Here is a 17,926-nt window from a genome sequence, read left to right as displayed (position 1 = left end):
ATATTGCCAATACATCTTAAGAGAACGCAGAAAATTTATGCTAGATTTAAAAAGATAGAAAATTAGGGAAAAATAATGTCAGTTATTGATGTAGGCGGCACAGTACGCGATGGCGAAGAGCTCGATATTCAGGCGGTCACGGCATGGTTAAAACAACAAAATGTAGAAGTCGTTGAACCCGTAGAAGTCACACAATATTCAGGTGGTGCATCAAACTGGACCTATCGCCTCAAGTATAGTAATACCGATTTAATTTTACGTCGTCCACCTAAAGGTACTAAGGCCAAATCTGCCCACGACATGGCACGTGAATATCATGTGCAAAAGAATTTAGCACCATTTTATCCTGTATTACCCGAAATGGTGGCTTTGTGTCAGGATGAATCTGTAATTGGCTGTGATTTTTACGTGATGCAACGCATTGAAGGTATTATTCCACGAGCTAAATTGCCGCCTGAACTTGAGTTTAACGAAACGCAAGTGCATGAACTTTGTGTGAATGTCATTGATAAACTCATTGAATTGCATCAAGTGCCTTATCGGGGGACAGAGCTTGAAAAATTAGGCAAGGGCGATGGCTATTGTCGTCGTCAGGTAGAAGGTTGGGATGCTCGCTATGCAAAAGCACACACCATTAACGTGCCATCTTTTAAGTATGTGCGTAAATGGTTGTTAGACCATATTCCTGCCGATTCAAAAACTTGTATTATTCATAATGACTGGCGTTTTGATAATGTCATTTTAGACCCCAAAAATCCGACGCAAGTTATTGGCGTGCTGGACTGGGAAATGGCGACATTGGGTGATCCACTTATGGATTTAGGCTCGGCTTTGGCGTATTGGGTAGAAGGTACGGACAACCAAATTTTTAAAGCCACTCGTCGTCAACCAACGCATTTAAAAGGCATGTTCACGCGTCAGCAAGTGGTGGACTACTATTTGCAAAAAACTGGATTAAGCACTGACAACTGGACTTTCTATGAAGTATTTGGAATTTTCCGTTTAGCCGTGATTGCTCAGCAAATTTATTATCGCTATTACCACAAACAAACCAATAATCCTGCGTTTAAAGACTTCTGGATTGTGATTCATGCCTTGCATATTCGTGCGTTGAAGCTTATTGGTTTACAAAAGATTGAAGCCAATGAACTGGCGCAAAAATACATCGCTAAATTTAAGGAACTCATGCCGAAATGACCACTATTTATTTAATTCGTCATGGGCAAGCTTCGTTTGGTGCAGAAAGTTATGACCAACTTTCGCCTAATGGTGAGTTACAGGCCAAATTACTCGGCCGCTACTTTGAACGTATTTTAAAAGAAGCGCCTTATGTCGTTGCTGGTTCAATGCAGCGTCATCAGCAAACGGCGCAATTGGCTTTAGCAGAGTGTTTTCCTGAAGTTGAAATTCAAACTGACAGTGCTTGGAATGAGTTTAATCATCAACAAGTCTTTGCGCAGTATGAGCCGCGTTTTAATCACCCTGAACTAATGAAGCAGGATGTGGCTAAAGAGGTGAATCCTCGTGCGTATTTGGCAAAGATTTTTGAAGGTGCAATTGAGCGCTGGACAGGTGGTGAGTATCACCATGAATATGAAGAATCTTGGCCGCATTTCAAACAACGTGTGGAAGATGCCTTACAAAATTTATGTACCGACTTGGCACAAAAGCAGCCACGTTATGCAGTTGTGTTTACTTCGGGTGGTGTCATTTCTGTAGCGGCAGGTAAAATTTTGGGCTTAACGCCTAATAAAACCTTTGCATTGAACTGGGCAATTACCAACTCAAGCATCACCACTTTACGCTTGGTGGGCAGCGAGCCACAACTCTTAAGCTTAAATGAACATCATTTTATTAAAGCTGAAAACTCAAATTTATTGACTTGGATTTAACAAGGATCGAACCATGACAAAAACAATTCTAATTACAGGTGCAAGTTCTGGAATTGGCGCAGGTATGGCGCGTGAATTCGCTCAAAAGGGCTATAACCTTGCCATTTGTGCACGACGTTTAGAGCGTTTAGAAACATTGAAACAGGAACTTGAGCAGCAATATGGTATTCGTGTGATTGCTAAAAGTTTGGACGTTACCAATTACGATCAAGTATTTCAGGTATTTCGTGAATTTAAACAAAACTTTGGACAGTTGGATCGAATTATTGTCAATGCAGGTGTGGGCGAAGGACGTCGCATTGGTAAAGGCAACTTTGCCATCAACAAAGCTACGGTAGAAACCAACTTTATTTCGGCTTTGGCACAGTGTGAAGCAGCAGTTGAAATTTTCCGTGAGCAAAATTCAGGGCATTTGGTGATGATTTCATCTATGAGTGCCATTCGTGGTATGCCAAAACATCTGACTGCTTACGGCGCAAGTAAAGCTGCAGTGGCACATTTAGCAGAAGGTATTCGTGCAGAACTAATTGATACGCCTATTCAAGTCACCACAATTTTCCCAGGTTATATACGTACCGAGATTAACGAAGGTGCAAAAAAATTACCGTTTGAGGTGGATGAAAAAACAGGTTCACGTTTACTTGCCGCAGAAATTGAAAAAGCACCTATTAAGGCTTATGTACCTAAATGGCCATGGTTGCCACTTGGTTTAGCCATGAAAGTCTTACCATTAAAACTGGTGAATAAACTGGGCTAAACAGTGATGTTTTGATTTTCAGATTAGCATCCTAAAATTTAAAGATGATGAGTTATACATGACTCACTTTAAATGATGGGGTGCTATTTTTATATTTGAGCGTTTACTTTTTAGTTTTACTGCCTTTGTCTTTTAGAGTGAAAGTTGTATGTGGTTAAAAACGGCAACCCTTGCCTTAATTCCAGCCTTAGTAATACAGGGCAGTAGAGTGAAGAAAAATACTATAAGGCTGCCCGAACCCTCAGGTGAGCGTAAGGGTATTACAGGGCAAGGCCGACCACTGTCATTATTAATTTTAGGCGACTCCGCTGCTGCGGGTGTAGGCGTAGAACATCAGCAAGATGCCTTACTCGGTGCAATGATTGCTGAGTTAAAACATCAATATCAGCTGCATTGGTGTTTGGAAGCACAATCGGGTAACAATACAGCACAAGTTATTCATCAAACACAAAAACTTAGCAATCAAAAATATGACGTCGTTGTGACATCAGTTGGTGTGAATGATGTTACTAAACTCATGTCTGCACAAAAATGGATAAAGCAACAACAGCAGTTTTATCAGTTAATTCAGGATAAATTTCAACCTGAATTGATTATTGCAACAGGCGTACCACCAATGCATTTATTTCCAGCATTGCCCAACCCTTTGGCATGGTTATTTGGTCAATATGCACAGCAAATGAATCAAAAATTAGCCCAATTTGTTGCACAACACGATGCTATGCAGTGGATCGAATACGATATTCAGAAATATCAGTCCATGAATCTAGAAATGGCAAAAGATGGTTTTCATCCGAGTAAAGAAATTTATAAAATTTGGGGGAAAGACGTTGCGGATAGGGTTTTAGCGTGGTTTTAAAATAGATGTAATACTAAGTATAAATTCAGGTAATTTTTTGATAATTCTTTTGTTGACATTGGTCAACATGATACTATAGTTAAAAAATAGATAAAGGTGGAAAAATGAAGAAACATCCCAATAAGCATATTCGCGAAGCGATTGACTATGCTGTTGAAGTTGGGATGTTGTCGACTCTGGCAAGTCAGGACATGCATTTTATCCTAGGTCATACGGAACATCAAATGAGTGTGTGGAGCACACCTAAAGATCCTGAAACACATGCAAAGCAAATCCTGCGTAAGCTAAAGCAATGTAATGGAGATGAGCTATGAATAACTATCACTTTACCGTTGTGGTACGTGATGCACGTGCTAATCTATCCGAACTAGAAGATAAATTTTTTGAAGCGGGTTGTGATGATGCATTACTTTGTAGCTATAACGATACAATTTATCTTGAATTTGATCGTGAAGCTGACAATGCAGAACAAGCTGTTAGCTCTGCTTTAAACGATATTCGCTCATTAGGATTTCATGATTTGATTGTGGAAGAGCAAGGATATTCTACTTTGGCCGAAATGGCTGAACGTGCGGGTATGACTCGTCAAGCATTATCTCTATATGCTCAAAATAAACGTGGAGATGGTAATTTTCCACGTCCTATGTATGGGCTTGCATCTAAATCTGCCATGTACTTCTGGCCAGAAGTTGCGACCTGGTTATTCAATCAAGGGAAATTACATAAAAACCATTATGAAGTTGCCCGCACAGTAATGTCTTAGCTGAATTTGAAAATATAAAACACTTTATCTATAAATGACTGATTCCAAAATAGAAACCCATCCGCTTAAACCCTTTTTACCCGCCAATGCTAAGCTGTTAATGTTGGGTAGTTTTCCTCCGCCAAAAAGCCGCTGGAAAATGGATTTTTACTATCCGAATTATCAAAACGATATGTGGCGAATTTTTGGTTTATGCTTTTTTCAAGATAAAAACTATTTTTTAGATTTAGAACATAAAAACTTTCATTTAAATAAAATTATTGAGTTCTTAAATGCAACAGGAATCGCTATTTCTGATACGGCGCAACAGGTGATTCGACTCAAGGGCAATGCTTCCGATAAGTTTTTGCAGATTCATCAAAATATGGATATTGCAGCACTTTTAAAGCAGATGCCTGAATGCCGCAGTATTATGACTACAGGTGATAAAGCTACAGATACCCTCATGCAGTCAATGCCAGTAGAAACAGAAAAACCTCAGATTGGGCAGTCGACACAAAGTTACTTGGCTAATCGTGAGATACGTTTATACCGCATGCCATCTTCATCACGCGCTTATCCTTTGGCTTTAGAGAAAAAGGCAGAAGCCTATTTAAGCTTATTTAAAGAAATCGGCTTACTATAAGTAACTTTTGATATTAATATTAACTAATCTTGTGATTGGTATCCACAATCAATACGTATTTTATTAGACTCTATAAAAGACACTACAATGTCATTACATCATCCATTCAATGGGTAAATAAGAGATTGCATGCATCATAAAACGTTGGAACTTTGTGGTTTCGGGGTCATGGGTATAGGTTTTAACACTGCCGTCGGCTTGGTGATCTAACCAAATCAGTTCATCATCTTCATTTAATTTGAGTTGATAGGCAATTTGCGGTAAGTATTGGTCTAAAGATTGAGAAACATCATTTTGAAGCTGTTCTGACTCTAGAACTAAACCGACCTCAGTATTTAAATTGGCAGAGCGTGGATCAAAATTAAAAGAACCTACAAATACCATACCATCTATATCAAAGAATTTAGCATGTAAACTTGAAGCATTTTTACCTTTGGCGGGAATTACATTGCCCGTTGCAACTTCATACCAAGTTCTTCTTTTGCGCTCTATATAGGGTTTAAATTCGTATAATTGCACACCTGACTTGAGTAAATCTACCCGATATTTCTGGTAAAACGCATGTACCAAGGGCACATCATTAGCTAGAAAAGAATTGGTAAGCACCCGAATTTGTATATCATTTTTCGCTAAATTGGTCAGGGCATGCATGCCTTTTTCGGTTGGAACAAAGTAGGCAGAAACTAATTCCAAATGCTGTTTGGGTTCGCCCATAATATTGAGCATTTGCTGATAAATAAGTTGCTCAGTTTCAGCATTGCCACGAATTTTATTCGGAGAGTCCGCCACAAAATGTGCATTCACCCACTGTACAGGGTGCTGTTCCAATTTAATGCTGACTTCTTCTTGCGCACTGGCAACCCGTTCACGAATCTTATCTTTATATTTTGCATTTTGTTCATAAAGATTACGCAATTCTCTAAGTTGAACTGCGCTGCCTGCACCGAGTAGCTGATGCACTGAATAACTTAATTCATCATTCCAAAAGTCTAAAAATACAGCATTGGCCTGTGGGACTGCACTGCCATAAAACAGAATATCCATATCGGTAAATTGGAAGTTTTCACTGGCATCAAAATATTCACGACTAATATTACGGCCACCTGTAACGGCAATCGCGCCATCGGCAATAATCAGTTTATTGTGCATCCGGTGGTTAATCTGCTTAAATCGAAACAGGTAATCCAAGACGCGAATATTACGAAACTTGTAGGGATTAAAGATTTTAATTTCAAAATTAGGATGCTGAACCAGTCTTTTTAAGGTCGAATCAAGTTGCGTACCGTTTTGATCATCAATCAATAAACGTACTTTTACCCCGCGATCTGCAGCTTTTAAAAGTTCAGCCAGCATTAGCTGACCAATTAAGTCATCTTCCCAAATATAATATTGTAAATCTAAATGATGCTGTGCTTTTTGAATCAAGTATAAACGCGAGGCGATACTACTGAACGCATCGTTCAGTGCCAAATAAGCAGTGAGATTTTTGGCCAAATGTGCATCAATTTCATTGCCATTTAGCCAATGATCTACATAGTGTTCTACAGGACTATCTTTACTTGCTTGATTCATAGGCAAACTGCATCCTGTCAGTAAAATAGCTGCAAAAGCCAATATCCCAAGCCTGTACTGTGTTGGGGTTTGCGTCATTATTCTTAAGTCTTCTCTAGCATATTGTTATACGTTGATATTCTATTCATGTTAATGCTTGAAACGCGCAATAGAAAGAGGATACTGTTAGTCATCTGTTAATCAAATTTTTTAGGGATAATGTGCTCATGAAATCACGTGCAGCCGTCGCTTTTGGCCCTGGTCAACCACTCGAAATTGTTGAAATTGATGTTGCTCCGCCTAAAGTAGGTGAGGTCTTGGTCAAAATTACCCATACAGGGGTGTGTCATACCGATGCATTCACTTTATCGGGTGATGATCCTGAAGGTGTTTTTCCTGCAGTTTTAGGCCATGAGGGTGCAGGAATTGTTGTTGAAGTAGGCGAAGGTGTGACCAGTGTACAACCTGGCGATCACGTGATTCCACTATACACCGCAGAATGTGGTGAGTGTTTATTCTGTAAGTCAGGTAAAACTAACTTATGTGTTTCAGTCCGTGCTACACAGGGTAAAGGTGTCATGCCCGATGGAACAACACGTTTTTCATATAACGGGCAGCCAATTTATCACTACATGGGCTGTTCAACTTTTAGTGAATATACTGTGGTTGCAGAAGTTTCTTTGGCTAAAATTAACCCTGAAGCCAATCACGAACAGGTCTGTTTATTGGGTTGTGGTGTAACGACAGGTTTGGGGGCAGTTAAAAACACAGCCAAAGTCCAAGAAGGCGATACCGTTGCAGTGTTTGGTTTAGGTGGAATTGGCTTAGCTGTCGTGCAAGGTGCACGTAAAGCCAAAGCCAGCCGTATTATTGCGATTGATACTAACCCTGAGAAATTCAAACTGGCAGAACAATTTGGTGCAACTGAATTTTTAAACCCTAAAGATTATGACCGCCCAATTCAGGAAGTTATTGTTGAAAAAACAGGTTGGGGGGTAGACCACTCATTTGAATGTATTGGCAATACCAATGTCATGCGTTCGGCTTTGGAGTGTGCACACCGTGGTTGGGGGCAGTCAATTATTATTGGAGTTGCAGGTGCGGGTCAGGAAATTTCAACCCGTCCATTCCAGTTGGTTACAGGCCGTACTTGGAAAGGTACAGCATTTGGTGGCGTGAAAGGTCGTTCACAACTTCCTGAAATGGTAAATGAAGCCATGCGTGGTGATATTCAATTGGCACCTTTTGTGACCCATACCATGAAACTTGAACAAATCAATGAAGCCTTTGATTTGATGCATGAAGGTAAATCAATTCGTAGTGTAATTCATTTTGATGAATAACATTTTGATTCAATAAATAAAAACATCAAAACCAAGCTTAGGCTCGGTTTTTTTATTAAGTTTTTAAGTTCAGCTAACGTCCCCACCACCTTAAATTGTTAGACAAAAACACATAATAAAATTCTAAAGACACGGCTTTGTCCTGTAATGACATGGTGCAGCCAAACCTCAAGTTTTATCTTCAATCAAGAAATAAAGAACATTTGTATTTTAATTAAAAACATTATCGCAAGGGGAATGAACATGAGCATTACAGCCTATCAACCCGAATGGATTCGTGAAGATTTTATCGATTTTATAGCAGAAAAAGTTCATCCCACTTGGGCATGGAAAAAAGTCAAAGCAGAACTCATCTCACAACGTAATTTAAGTGATGATTTTGTTGAGCTTAAACTTCGGCCTAATCAGAACTTTAAGCAAAACAATGTACGTGCAGGTCAAAGTATTTTAGTTACGCTGACTTTGCAAGGTGTCCGCCAGCAACGCAGCTATTCTGTGGTAGAAATTACAGCGCAGGGTAATGTCGTCATTGCAGTAAAAAAGCAAGGTCGAGTTTCACATGCACTATGTAATTTAAAACGTGGTGATGTGCTGGAAATTTCACAAGCGCAAGGTGACTTTATACTAGATGTATCTGCACACAAACAGGCAACTTTATTGCTTGCTTCGGGCAGCGGCATTACCGCAATTTATGCACTCGCAGTCGAGCACTTAAAGAAAAGCACTCAAAGTTTAGATTTGATTTATTTCAGTCGCGATGATGCTTATCTTCCAGAGTTGCACTCACTGCTTCAGCAGTATCCTCAATTTAAATTGCATTATTTTAATACGACTCAGCAACAGCAACACTTACAGCTTGAACTGATTCAGCAGTATATTCCAGATTTTCAGCAGCGGATGTGCTATGCCTGCGGTGCCGCAGCTTTGATGAAAAGTGCGCAGCAAATCTATCAAGACTTAGATATATTCGCTCAATTAAAAACTGAATTTTTTCAGTTCAGAGCAAATGAAAACATTACAGCACAACCCGTACAGTTTTTACGTGCTCAACAAAGTTTTATGGCTCAAGGTAGTTTATTGGACAGTGCAGAACATGCAGGATTAAAACCTGCAAGTGGCTGTCGTATGGGTGTTTGCAATACCTGTTCCTGTACCAAACTCAATGGAAGCGTGCAAAACATGCTCACGGGTGAAGTGAGCCATGAGCCCAATACTCAAATCAAATTATGCATTTCGCAGGCTTTAACTCCTGTCACCATCAATTTATAAAAATGTGAGGCATAACAATGAATAAGCCCGTATATTTTAATGAAAATAGTAAATCCCGATTTTTAAATGCTGCACAAGTTGAAGAATTTGGTGCCAAAGTTGAAGAAATTCGACGAGAGATAATGCAAAGTCTCAATGAAAAAGACGCAGCTTATATTTATAAAATTCGTAATTTTGTGCGATATAGTGAAATCACTTCACGTGGTTTGCTCATGTTTGCAGGCTGGATTCCACCTGTGTGGTTGCTTGGGACGGCATTGCTGGGCGTATCCAAAATTGTTGAAAATATGGAGTTGGGACACAATGTCATGCATGGTCAGTTTGATTGGTTGAACGATCCTCATTTGAATGGTGCCAATTATGACTGGGATACCATTGCCACGGGCGATGACTGGAAATATACCCACAATTATATTCATCACACCTACACCAATATTGTCGGAAAAGACCATGATGTCGGCTATGGCTTACTACGTGTGAGTGAATCCCAGGCTTGGGAACCACGCTTTTTGTTCAATATTCCGCTGGCGATTCAACTGATGCTGTTTTTTGAATGGTATGTGGGTATTCAGCGACTACATTTAGAAGATGTTTTAGTCTATAAAACAAAAACATGGCGTGAGGTTTGGCATGAAGCACGTGATGTTCGTAAAAAAATAAAACGTCAGGTTGTGAAAGATTATGTATTTTTCCCGCTTATTGCAGGGCCAAATGCACTGCCAGTTTTTGCGGGTAATGTGGTCGCCAATATCATACGCAGTGTATGGGCATCGGCGGTGATTTTTAATGGACATTTCACTGAAGATGCCGAGAATTTTGAAGCAGATGACACTGCAAATGAAACTAAAGCTGAATGGTATTTACGCCAAATTCGAGGTTCTAGTAATTTCAGTGGCACAGCGTGGTTACACATTTTAAGTGGTAATTTAAGCCATCAAATTGAGCACCATTTATTTCCAGATATGCCTGCAAACCGCTATGCAGAAGCTGCACCTAAGGTAAAAGCACTTTGTGCAGAATACGGTATTCACTACAACGAAGCCAGTTTTACTCAGCAATTTGCCAGTGTCTGGATACGCTTAGCAAAATGCTCTTTACCCAATGCAGAAGATTTATCTGAGCAGTTGCGTTTTGCTAAAGCAGCAATACAACAAACGGCCCGACAAAAAATAGGGCAGTGGTTTAAAAAATAACAGCATAGATACACTGAAAAGACTTAGGAGGAGTCTTATCAGTTGGCAAATTTGGATTAAAAATATAGGTTAAATATTTTTGAAAAAGCATTGCCAAACTGAACAATACAGCGTATTTTAATTTTAACAGTTCATTTTTTGATGAAATCAAGATGTTGAAGCAACCTTTAATCGTAAACGCATACTATTACTTTTGGCAGTTTAAATGATTGCCTGAGATGCGTTCGGGCAAAAAAGGTTGCCCACCAGTTGATACCTGATCGGCAACCCTGATCAGGTTTTTTTATGCCTGCGATTTCATTTTGATTTTTATGAGTTTTTTGGAGAAAAATATGTATAACCTTAATTATTCATACTTTGGCAACTTTTATTGGTTTTACTTTAGTCAATTTATGACTCAAACCTTACAAACGATTAGACCCATAACGCTGAAATAAATGATCGGACTGTAAACAGAAACACAGTCCAAAGGAACAAACCAATGAATGCTTTAAATACTGCTTTACAACAACAGCACAACAGTTCAGAAATTAGTTTAAGCTTACCGCAACAACTCAAAGCAAAGTTTCCACTTTCGATTGAGTTAAAACAGCAAGTCGCACAACACCGCCAAACCATTCTAGATATTTTAGCGGGTACAGACTCCCGTTTATTGGTCATTACTGGACCTTGTTCAATTCACGATCCACAAGCTGCACTTGAATACGCAAAAAAATTAAAACAATTACAAAGCCAGATTTCAGATCATGTATTTTTGGTCATGCGTGCTTATATCGAAAAACCACGTACTACAGTTGGCTGGAAAGGCTTTATGTATGACCCAGACTTAGATGGCTCTGCCAATATGCAGCTAGGTTTAGAAAAGTCACGTGAACTCTACTTACAAATTATAGAAATGGGTTTACCAATTGCTTCTGAAATTCTAAGTCCAATGGCAACCGCTTATTTTGATGATTTACTGGCGTGGGGTGCAATTGGTGCACGTACCAGCGAATCTCAAATTCACAGAGAAATTTCTAGCCTAATGCCATATAGCATTGGCTTTAAAAATGGTACAGATGGCTCTATTCAAATTGCTTTAGATGCAATTCAGTCTGCAAGCCATCCACATCAATTCATGGGCATGAGCCAATCTGGTTTACCGTCAATTTTAGCGTCACAAGGTAATCCGCACGCACATTTAATTTTGCGTGGTTCAAATTCAGGTCCAAATTACCAATTGGCAGAAATTGAGAAAATTAAAGCAAAAAGCAAAGGGCAGTTGCCTGCTTTAATTATTGATTGTAGCCACGGCAATAGTCACAAAGACCCACAATTACAACCACAGGTATTACGTACAATTGTGGCAGAGCGTGAGCAAACTCAAGTACGTGGCATCATGCTAGAAAGCCATTTGGTCGATGGTAATCAAAAAATTTCCTGTGATATGACTTATGGTCAGTCGGTCACAGATGGTTGCCTAGGCTGGGATAAAACAGAGCAACTCTTACTTGAAGTTGCAGAAAACTTAAGCTGTCAAAATCTAGCCAAGACAGCTTAAAATTATATGACACAAACATTAAACCCCTGAATTATTCAGGGGTTTTGTTTTACACGTGTATTAAAAATACTGCAACAACATCATGCAATACACTAATGTTTTGATTCAGCAAAAAACATTAAGAATGAGCATCCACAGATTTATTTGGTTTTTCAACCACAAATTTATAGAAAATTAAACTTAAAAAGGTCAATACAGCACATAGCAAATAGGCAACCGTATAGTCATAGCATGCAATCACAAAGCCTAGAACTAAAGCACCAATGGCAATACCAATATCATAACAACAGAAATAAGTTGAAGTCGCATGTCCAATACGGTCTTTAGGTGAGCGCTGAATTGAAATAGTTTGCAAACAAGGCTGAGCTGAACCAAATCCTACACCAATTAGAACAGCTGCAAACATAAAACCGATGACACTTTGCACTTGGCTCAACACAATTAAACCCAAAGCAAAAAGGGTAATGGCAGGATAAATCACATAACTTGGCCCTTTGCGATCATAAATTTTGCCGGTAATGGGGCGTAAACTCATCATTGAAATTGCAAACACCACAAAGAATAAACTGGCATAAGACAGCATGTGGCGTGATTCTGCAAATGTTGAAATAAACGACATAATACTGGCGTATGAAAATGCCACCATCATTGCCATTAGTGAAACAGGGATTGCTTTTGTCTCGACAAAATCATTTAAGCCTAATTTACGTTTAGGTACGGGTGCTACATCAGTTTTTTTATTCGCTATTGGAATCATTAAACAAAATGCAAAGCCAACCCAGACACTAAGTGATAATAAGGTTGAAATACTGGCATAAGAAATGGATTGAATTAGGCTTAAACCAATTAATGGCCCAAGGACAATACCCAAATTCACTGAAACCAAGAAATAGCCCATACCTTCACCTTTACGGCTGTCAGGAATAAAATTATTGGCAATAGGTACTGTTACCGTAGTGACAATGCTGAACCAAATTCCATGTAAGAAGCGTAAAAGTAAAAGAAATTGTAGATTATCTGCAAAAATATAGGCCACGCTGCATAAACAGAACAGGATTTCAGACACATATAAGGTCTTTTTATAGCCAAATTTTTCAATAATCAGTCCACTAAATGGACGTACCGCAATGGCTGAGAGCATGAACAGGGTCATTGCAAGACCAGCTTGTGACAGACTGCCCCCCAACTCATTCACAATATAAATAGGCAGAATTGTCGTTTGCGCAAAATAAAATATGAATAAGAACAAGTTATTGAATAAGCAGAGAATAAACGACTTATTCCATAAATGTTCGGCATTTACGGAGGACATGGGAATAACCTATAGCTTGTGAATGGGAGCGATCACGCTGTGCGTACATTGTTATGCAGATGATTTGTTATTGAAGACAGAGTACAGCGCTATCATGCAAAATAGAATAAAACAACTTATGTGAAAAGTACAGTTATTTAATAATACGATTGAAAAACTTTAATTTTATTGAATTTTATATAGGCAAATTATCACAATAAGATAAATATATGATAATTAAGATTGTGTGAATAAAAAAATCAGCCCTAAGGCTGATTTTTCAATTATGTATCCGTTACGAGTAACTGAAATTTTATAAACCAGCTTCGTATTCAGCGCTAGAAAGTAGTTTTTCAACATCTGCAATGTTGTCTGGTTTGATTTTATAAATCCAGCCTTTGCCATAGGGTTCATCATTCACAAAATCAGGATCATCTTCCAAATTGCTATTCACTTCAACCACTTCACCAGAAACAGGCGCATGAATATCTGAAGCTGTTTTAACAGATTCTACTACGCCAGCTTGATCACCCGCAGTAACGTGTTGGCCAACTTCTGGGGCTTCTACATAAACTAAATCGCCCAAAGCATCTTGTGCATGGTCTGAAATTCCTGTGACGACCAAATCACCTTCAATACGTACCCATTCGTGGGTGCTTGCATATTTTAAGTCTGCAGGGTGATTCATTTGATAACTCCTTAAATTGTATCGAATCTTTTTGCCATGTTTTATACATGCTTTTTGCTAAAAACAAAAGTTTATAAATATGGATCTTTACGCCAATTGCTCGGACTGCGTCCACTCCAGCGTTTAAAGGCACGACTAAAATTTGCCACGTCGCTATAGCCTAACTCATCGGCAATTTGCTCTAGGGTATAGTCTGTACGTGACAAGAGCGAAGTCGCATGCCGATAGCGCACTTCATCCACCAAATTTGAAAAAGAGGTGCCTTCGGCAGCCAGTTGTCGCTTTAGGGTGCGATCTGACATGTGTAGATGGTCAGCCACATGCTCAATACTTAAATAATGTTGTTCCGCATGAGTCAAAATATCACGTACACGCATGGAAATACGCCGACGTTCGCCCAAGGCAGAAAGTTCTGCTTCACATTGATTAATGGCAATTTGACTGGCAATTGGATCTGCATTAATCATTTTTAAGCCAAGATATTGCTTATCAAAACTGAGTGCTAAATAAGGTTGATCAAAACGAAATTGATGATAGGGAAATTTAGCCATGTATTGGTCAAAGCCTTCTGGCTTTGGAAAGTCAAAATCGACTTCACCTGTAAAATCTTGCATGCCTGTCATGGCTTTGGTCATGGTGATCATGCCAATCATTAAGGCAATTGCAATTTCTGTGCGCAAAGGCTCCATGTGAATATCACACTGTAACTGCAGGCTGGCTTTTTCTCCAAAGGTCGAAAAAAATAGCTGTAAAAAGGGCATACGCAGCTGAATGAAACGGTTCGCCAATACCAGTGCATCACTTATTTCATGTGCAGTCATAATGGCATAACCAATAAAACCATGAATGGAAATACGCATTTGTGTGCCCAAATGATAGCCCAGCGTATTTTCACCAGTCAGTTTTAAGGCATGTTTGACTAATTCGTTGGCAACAGGTGTTGGAATTCGAAATTCAGGGGCTGCCAACATTTCACTGTTTAGCTGAAATGGTGCAAATAGGGTATCTGCGTTATATCCCCAGCGGGATACAACATCTAAAACCAATAAGCCATATACTCCAGGAACACCTTGTTCCTGACGTGTTGATATTGTTTTCATGCATATTCCATTGCATTTGCAAGTTTTATTTTAATTTGCGTTCGTCATCATCATCTATTTTTCAGCATTCTTTTTTAGGAGTTAGCTCCGAAAATATAATCAGATGACTTTTGCATCTTGGCATGAAATTTAAAGAAATTCTATGAAAATTGTTAGACAAAGCAGGCTTTGACTTCATGCTATTCATCTGCATTTAATCAAAGCCCGAATAAGATAAATAATGCTTTAGATGCTAATTTTTATCAGCTGATGGTTTTAGAATTTTATCTTGTTCAATCAAGAAACCACCTGTTTGACGTTGCCATAATTGCGCATAAATACCATTCATAGCAACTAACTCATCATGTGTGCCTTGTTCTGCAATACGTCCTTGATCGAGCACAATTAAGCGATCCATCTGCGCAATAGTGGAAAGTCGGTGCGCAATGGCAATCACCGTTTTGTCTTGCATTAGCTCATCTAGACTAGATTGAATTGCCGCTTCCACTTCAGAATCTAGCGCACTGGTGGCTTCATCTAAAATTAAAATAGGTGCATCTTTTAAGAAAACACGAGCAATTGCAATACGCTGGCGCTGTCCGCCTGAAAGTTTTACTCCACGTTCACCCACGTAGGCTTCATAACCTTTTTTGCCCCGTAAATCAGTCAATTGTGGGATAAATTCTTCAGCTTTGGCTTTACGTACAGCCTCATACATTTCTTCATCTGTCGCTTCTGGACGACCGTATTTAATATTCTCTGCAACGGTACGATGAAGCAATGAAGTATCTTGGGTAACTAAGGCGATGTTTTTACGCAGGCTATCTTGAGTGACATCTTCAATATTCTGCCCATCAATGCTAATCGTGCCTTGTTTCAGCTGATAGAAATGTAGCAATAATTGAATTAAGGTCGATTTTCCTGCACCCGAACGCCCAACAATTCCTATTTTTTCGCCTGCGCGAATGTTTAAATTAAACTGGTCAATCACATTTTTGCTGTTATAGGCAAAACTTACATCTTTAAACTGAATTTCACCTTGAGCAACTTGTAATGGTTTTGCATCGGCTTTGTCCTGAATCGCGATTGGACGTCCAAGGGTTTTCATACCATCTTGGATGGTTCCGACATTTTCAAACAGGGCAGAGGTCTGCCACATCATAAACTCAGCAATACTATTCAGTTTAAGAATCATGGCTGTAGTTGCAGCAATAATACCTAACTCAGCACGACCATTGAGCCAGAGCCAAATTGCAGTACCCAAAACTCCTACATATAGCACCACACTCAGTAAATTGATGCTGATTTCATATTGAGCGCCTAAACGCATTTGTTTGTACACGGTCACCATAAATTCTTGCATCGACGCTTTGGCGTATTGGCTTTCACGGCCTGCATGTGCAAACAGTTTTACCGTTTGAATATTGGTATAGGCATCGGTTACACGTCCTGTCATGACTGCACGTGCATCGGCTTGTTCGTTCGAGACTTTACTTAAACGTGGAATAAAATAAGTCGCTGCAAGAATAAATAAGGCTAACCAAACCAGTAACGGTAGAATTAGTATGGGTGAAATTGCACCAAGTACAATGCTGATTGTAATAAAGTAAATAAAGACATAGGCGAGCATATCGCCCAAAATCACCCAAAACTCACGTACTGCCAAAGCTGTTTGCATGACTTTGGCAGATAATCGTCCGGCAAAATCGTTATGGAAAAAATCCAGACTTTGTTGCAGCATTAAATTATGAAAGCGCCAACGTAAACGCATTGGAAAGCCGCTATACAATATTTGGTGTTTAACGATAGATTGTGCGCTGGCAAAGAAAATATTGGCCAATAAAATAAAAAACAATAAAGTTAAGTTCTGCTGATGTTGTGCAAGAAATGTATCTGGCTGGCTTTGGCTAAGCCATGTCACTAAATCGCCAATTTTTGCATACAATAAGGCTTCAAAACTAGCAGCCCCAGCTGTACACAATACCAGTATCAGCAAATATGGACGCACGCCTGAAGCAGCTTGCCAAACAAAAGGAAAAAACTTGGTTGGCAAGGGTTCGGTCAAACCTTTATTTGGATAAGGATCTATAAGTTTCTCGAACCACTTAAGCATGCGACTTTACCTTGTTAACAATACTGAGATTTAAGCTAAAACGTGCAGATGAATAGACTAAATTGAATAAAACAAAAGTTTGATTTGTATTTGTAAAGCCAAATTTTAATTTTTGACTTTCAAATCAAAAGAAAGCCTAGTTTACGCCATAATGCGCTAAATGTTGAAAGCTAAAATGAGCTTGCTTAAAAGTACTGCAAGGCAATAAGCCTATAAGTATTCAAATATCCTTTAACCAGTAAAAATAAAATGTTTAAAAAGAGTCATACATCACAATTTTAGTAAAATAAAACCAACCACATAACAAATAAATATTTAATTTTTATGAAAAATTTATTTTAAATTTGAATAAATTGCTATAATCGCGCCCATTTTGCACAAGCGTGCTGTTTATACTCCTTAATTTGATATTTATGATGATGCGTAACTTTTTAGGTGCAATTGCACTATGTTTCGGGCTTATTTTTCCAGTTAATGCCATGCCATTTGATCCATTAATTGGTACATGGAAAGTCATTGATGACCGTACAGGCTACTATGTTGCAGAAATTGTGATTCGTAAAAACTCCAAATCTTTGCAATATAGTGCCGTAATTACTCAGAATTTATCATCGGCAAGTGTAAGTAACGCAGGGTTATGTACAAAATGCCAAGGTGCTTTAAAGAATCAGCCAATTAAAGGTATGCAGGCTTTAGAGGGATTAATTGCAAATTCAGCGCCAAAACAATTTACTCAAGGGCAATGGCTTGATCCAAATGATGGACTAGTTTACAAAGTTGAGGCGCGTTTAAATACGGCGAATAACCAAATGAAAGTATTTGGTAAAGCCAAACATGCAAATGTCACCACAGCGATGACGTGGAAAAAACTTTAATATAGTTCAGTGGTAATCCTCCCATAAATAACCGAAGTTAAAAGTAGAGGTTAAGCAGCCATTAGAGGTGGCTTTCCTTTGTTAGCTT

17 protein-coding genes are annotated in these 17,926 nt (G+C 38.9%); 12 read left to right on the top strand and 5 right to left on the bottom strand.

The window, feature by feature from the left end; translation table 11 throughout:
* The first annotated feature begins 75 nt into the window (after positions 1–75).
* The 7 genes from HHA43_RS07295 to HHA43_RS07265 all read left to right on the top strand — a co-directional run bounded on the left by HHA43_RS07295 (position 76) and on the right by HHA43_RS07265 (position 4,896).
* Positions 76–1,197 carry a phosphotransferase family protein gene (locus HHA43_RS07295; protein WP_168461112.1) on the top strand — a complete coding sequence of 374 codons (1,122 nt, stop codon included), beginning with the start codon at positions 76–78 and terminating at the stop codon, positions 1,195–1,197.
* Positions 1,194–1,892: a histidine phosphatase family protein gene (locus tag HHA43_RS07290; protein WP_168418295.1), complete on the top strand. Its 699-nt coding sequence runs from the start codon at positions 1,194–1,196 to the stop codon at positions 1,890–1,892. The genes HHA43_RS07295 and HHA43_RS07290 overlap by 4 nt, the downstream gene beginning before the upstream one ends.
* 13 nt (positions 1,893–1,905) lie before the next feature.
* Positions 1,906–2,649, top strand: a complete 744-nt coding sequence (locus HHA43_RS07285) for an SDR family oxidoreductase (protein WP_168461111.1) — start codon at positions 1,906–1,908, stop codon at positions 2,647–2,649.
* A gap of 148 nt (positions 2,650–2,797) precedes the next feature.
* Entirely contained in the window at positions 2,798–3,508 is a 711-nt protein-coding gene (locus HHA43_RS07280; RefSeq protein ID WP_168418297.1) for an SGNH/GDSL hydrolase family protein, read from the top strand.
* Between the two features lie 104 nt (positions 3,509–3,612).
* Complete coding sequence (locus HHA43_RS07275; RefSeq protein WP_168461110.1) at positions 3,613–3,822, top strand: hypothetical protein; 210 nt, start codon at positions 3,613–3,615, stop codon at positions 3,820–3,822.
* Positions 3,819–4,271 carry an XRE family transcriptional regulator gene (locus HHA43_RS07270; RefSeq protein ID WP_168418298.1) on the top strand — a complete coding sequence of 151 codons (453 nt, stop codon included), beginning with the start codon at positions 3,819–3,821 and terminating at the stop codon, positions 4,269–4,271. Before HHA43_RS07275 ends, HHA43_RS07270 begins: the two co-directional genes overlap by 4 nt.
* Before the next feature lie 34 nt (positions 4,272–4,305).
* Entirely contained in the window at positions 4,306–4,896 is a 591-nt protein-coding gene (locus HHA43_RS07265) for a uracil-DNA glycosylase family protein (RefSeq protein ID WP_168418299.1), read from the top strand.
* 93 nt (positions 4,897–4,989) lie between these two features.
* Here the strand turns inward: HHA43_RS07265 and HHA43_RS07260 are convergent, their stop codons facing one another.
* Entirely contained in the window at positions 4,990–6,546 is a 1,557-nt protein-coding gene (locus HHA43_RS07260; protein WP_416240603.1) for a phospholipase D-like domain-containing protein, read from the bottom strand.
* A gap of 128 nt (positions 6,547–6,674) precedes the next feature.
* On the opposite strand from HHA43_RS07260, the gene HHA43_RS07255 reads away from it, so the two are divergent.
* From HHA43_RS07255 to HHA43_RS07240, 4 genes are all read left to right on the top strand, one after another.
* Positions 6,675–7,790, top strand: coding sequence for an S-(hydroxymethyl)glutathione dehydrogenase/class III alcohol dehydrogenase (locus tag HHA43_RS07255; RefSeq protein WP_168461108.1), 1,116 nt, complete (start codon positions 6,675–6,677; stop codon positions 7,788–7,790).
* Between the two features lie 243 nt (positions 7,791–8,033).
* Entirely contained in the window at positions 8,034–9,059 is a 1,026-nt protein-coding gene (locus HHA43_RS07250; RefSeq protein ID WP_227592003.1) for a flavin reductase family protein, read from the top strand.
* 17 nt (positions 9,060–9,076) lie between these two features.
* On the top strand, positions 9,077–10,252 hold the full coding sequence (locus HHA43_RS07245) for a fatty acid desaturase family protein (RefSeq protein ID WP_168461106.1): 1,176 nt from the start codon (positions 9,077–9,079) through the stop codon (positions 10,250–10,252).
* Between the two features lie 481 nt (positions 10,253–10,733).
* Positions 10,734–11,792, top strand: a complete 1,059-nt coding sequence (locus HHA43_RS07240) for a 3-deoxy-7-phosphoheptulonate synthase (RefSeq protein WP_168418304.1) — start codon at positions 10,734–10,736, stop codon at positions 11,790–11,792.
* 118 nt (positions 11,793–11,910) lie between these two features.
* Here HHA43_RS07240 and HHA43_RS07235 read toward each other — a convergent pair whose 3' ends face one another.
* From HHA43_RS07235 to HHA43_RS07220, 4 genes are all read right to left on the bottom strand, one after another.
* Positions 11,911–13,104, bottom strand: a complete 1,194-nt coding sequence (locus HHA43_RS07235) for an MFS transporter (RefSeq protein WP_168461104.1) — start codon at positions 13,102–13,104, stop codon at positions 11,911–11,913.
* A 292-nt stretch (positions 13,105–13,396) separates the two neighbouring features.
* On the bottom strand, positions 13,397–13,771 hold the full coding sequence (gene gcvH, locus HHA43_RS07230; protein ID WP_168418306.1) for a glycine cleavage system protein GcvH: 375 nt from the start codon (positions 13,769–13,771) through the stop codon (positions 13,397–13,399).
* A gap of 71 nt (positions 13,772–13,842) precedes the next feature.
* Complete coding sequence (locus HHA43_RS07225; RefSeq protein WP_168461103.1) at positions 13,843–14,871, bottom strand: helix-turn-helix transcriptional regulator; 1,029 nt, start codon at positions 14,869–14,871, stop codon at positions 13,843–13,845.
* A gap of 232 nt (positions 14,872–15,103) precedes the next feature.
* Positions 15,104–16,963: an ABC transporter ATP-binding protein gene (locus HHA43_RS07220; RefSeq protein WP_168418308.1), complete on the bottom strand. Its 1,860-nt coding sequence runs from the start codon at positions 16,961–16,963 to the stop codon at positions 15,104–15,106.
* A gap of 413 nt (positions 16,964–17,376) precedes the next feature.
* On the opposite strand from HHA43_RS07220, the gene HHA43_RS07215 reads away from it, so the two are divergent.
* The gene (locus HHA43_RS07215) at positions 17,377–17,838 is read left to right on the top strand and encodes a DUF2147 domain-containing protein (protein ID WP_228284166.1); all 462 of its coding nucleotides are present in this window, start codon (positions 17,377–17,379) and stop codon (positions 17,836–17,838) included.
* The last annotated feature ends 88 nt before the right edge of the window (positions 17,839–17,926 follow it).

This window comes from Acinetobacter sp. A2 (assembly GCF_012371325.1).
Taxonomy (GTDB): Bacteria; Pseudomonadota; Gammaproteobacteria; order Pseudomonadales; family Moraxellaceae; genus Acinetobacter.
Note: the sequence above shows the minus strand (reverse complement) of the source record. Positions and strands in the feature narration are given on the sequence as shown.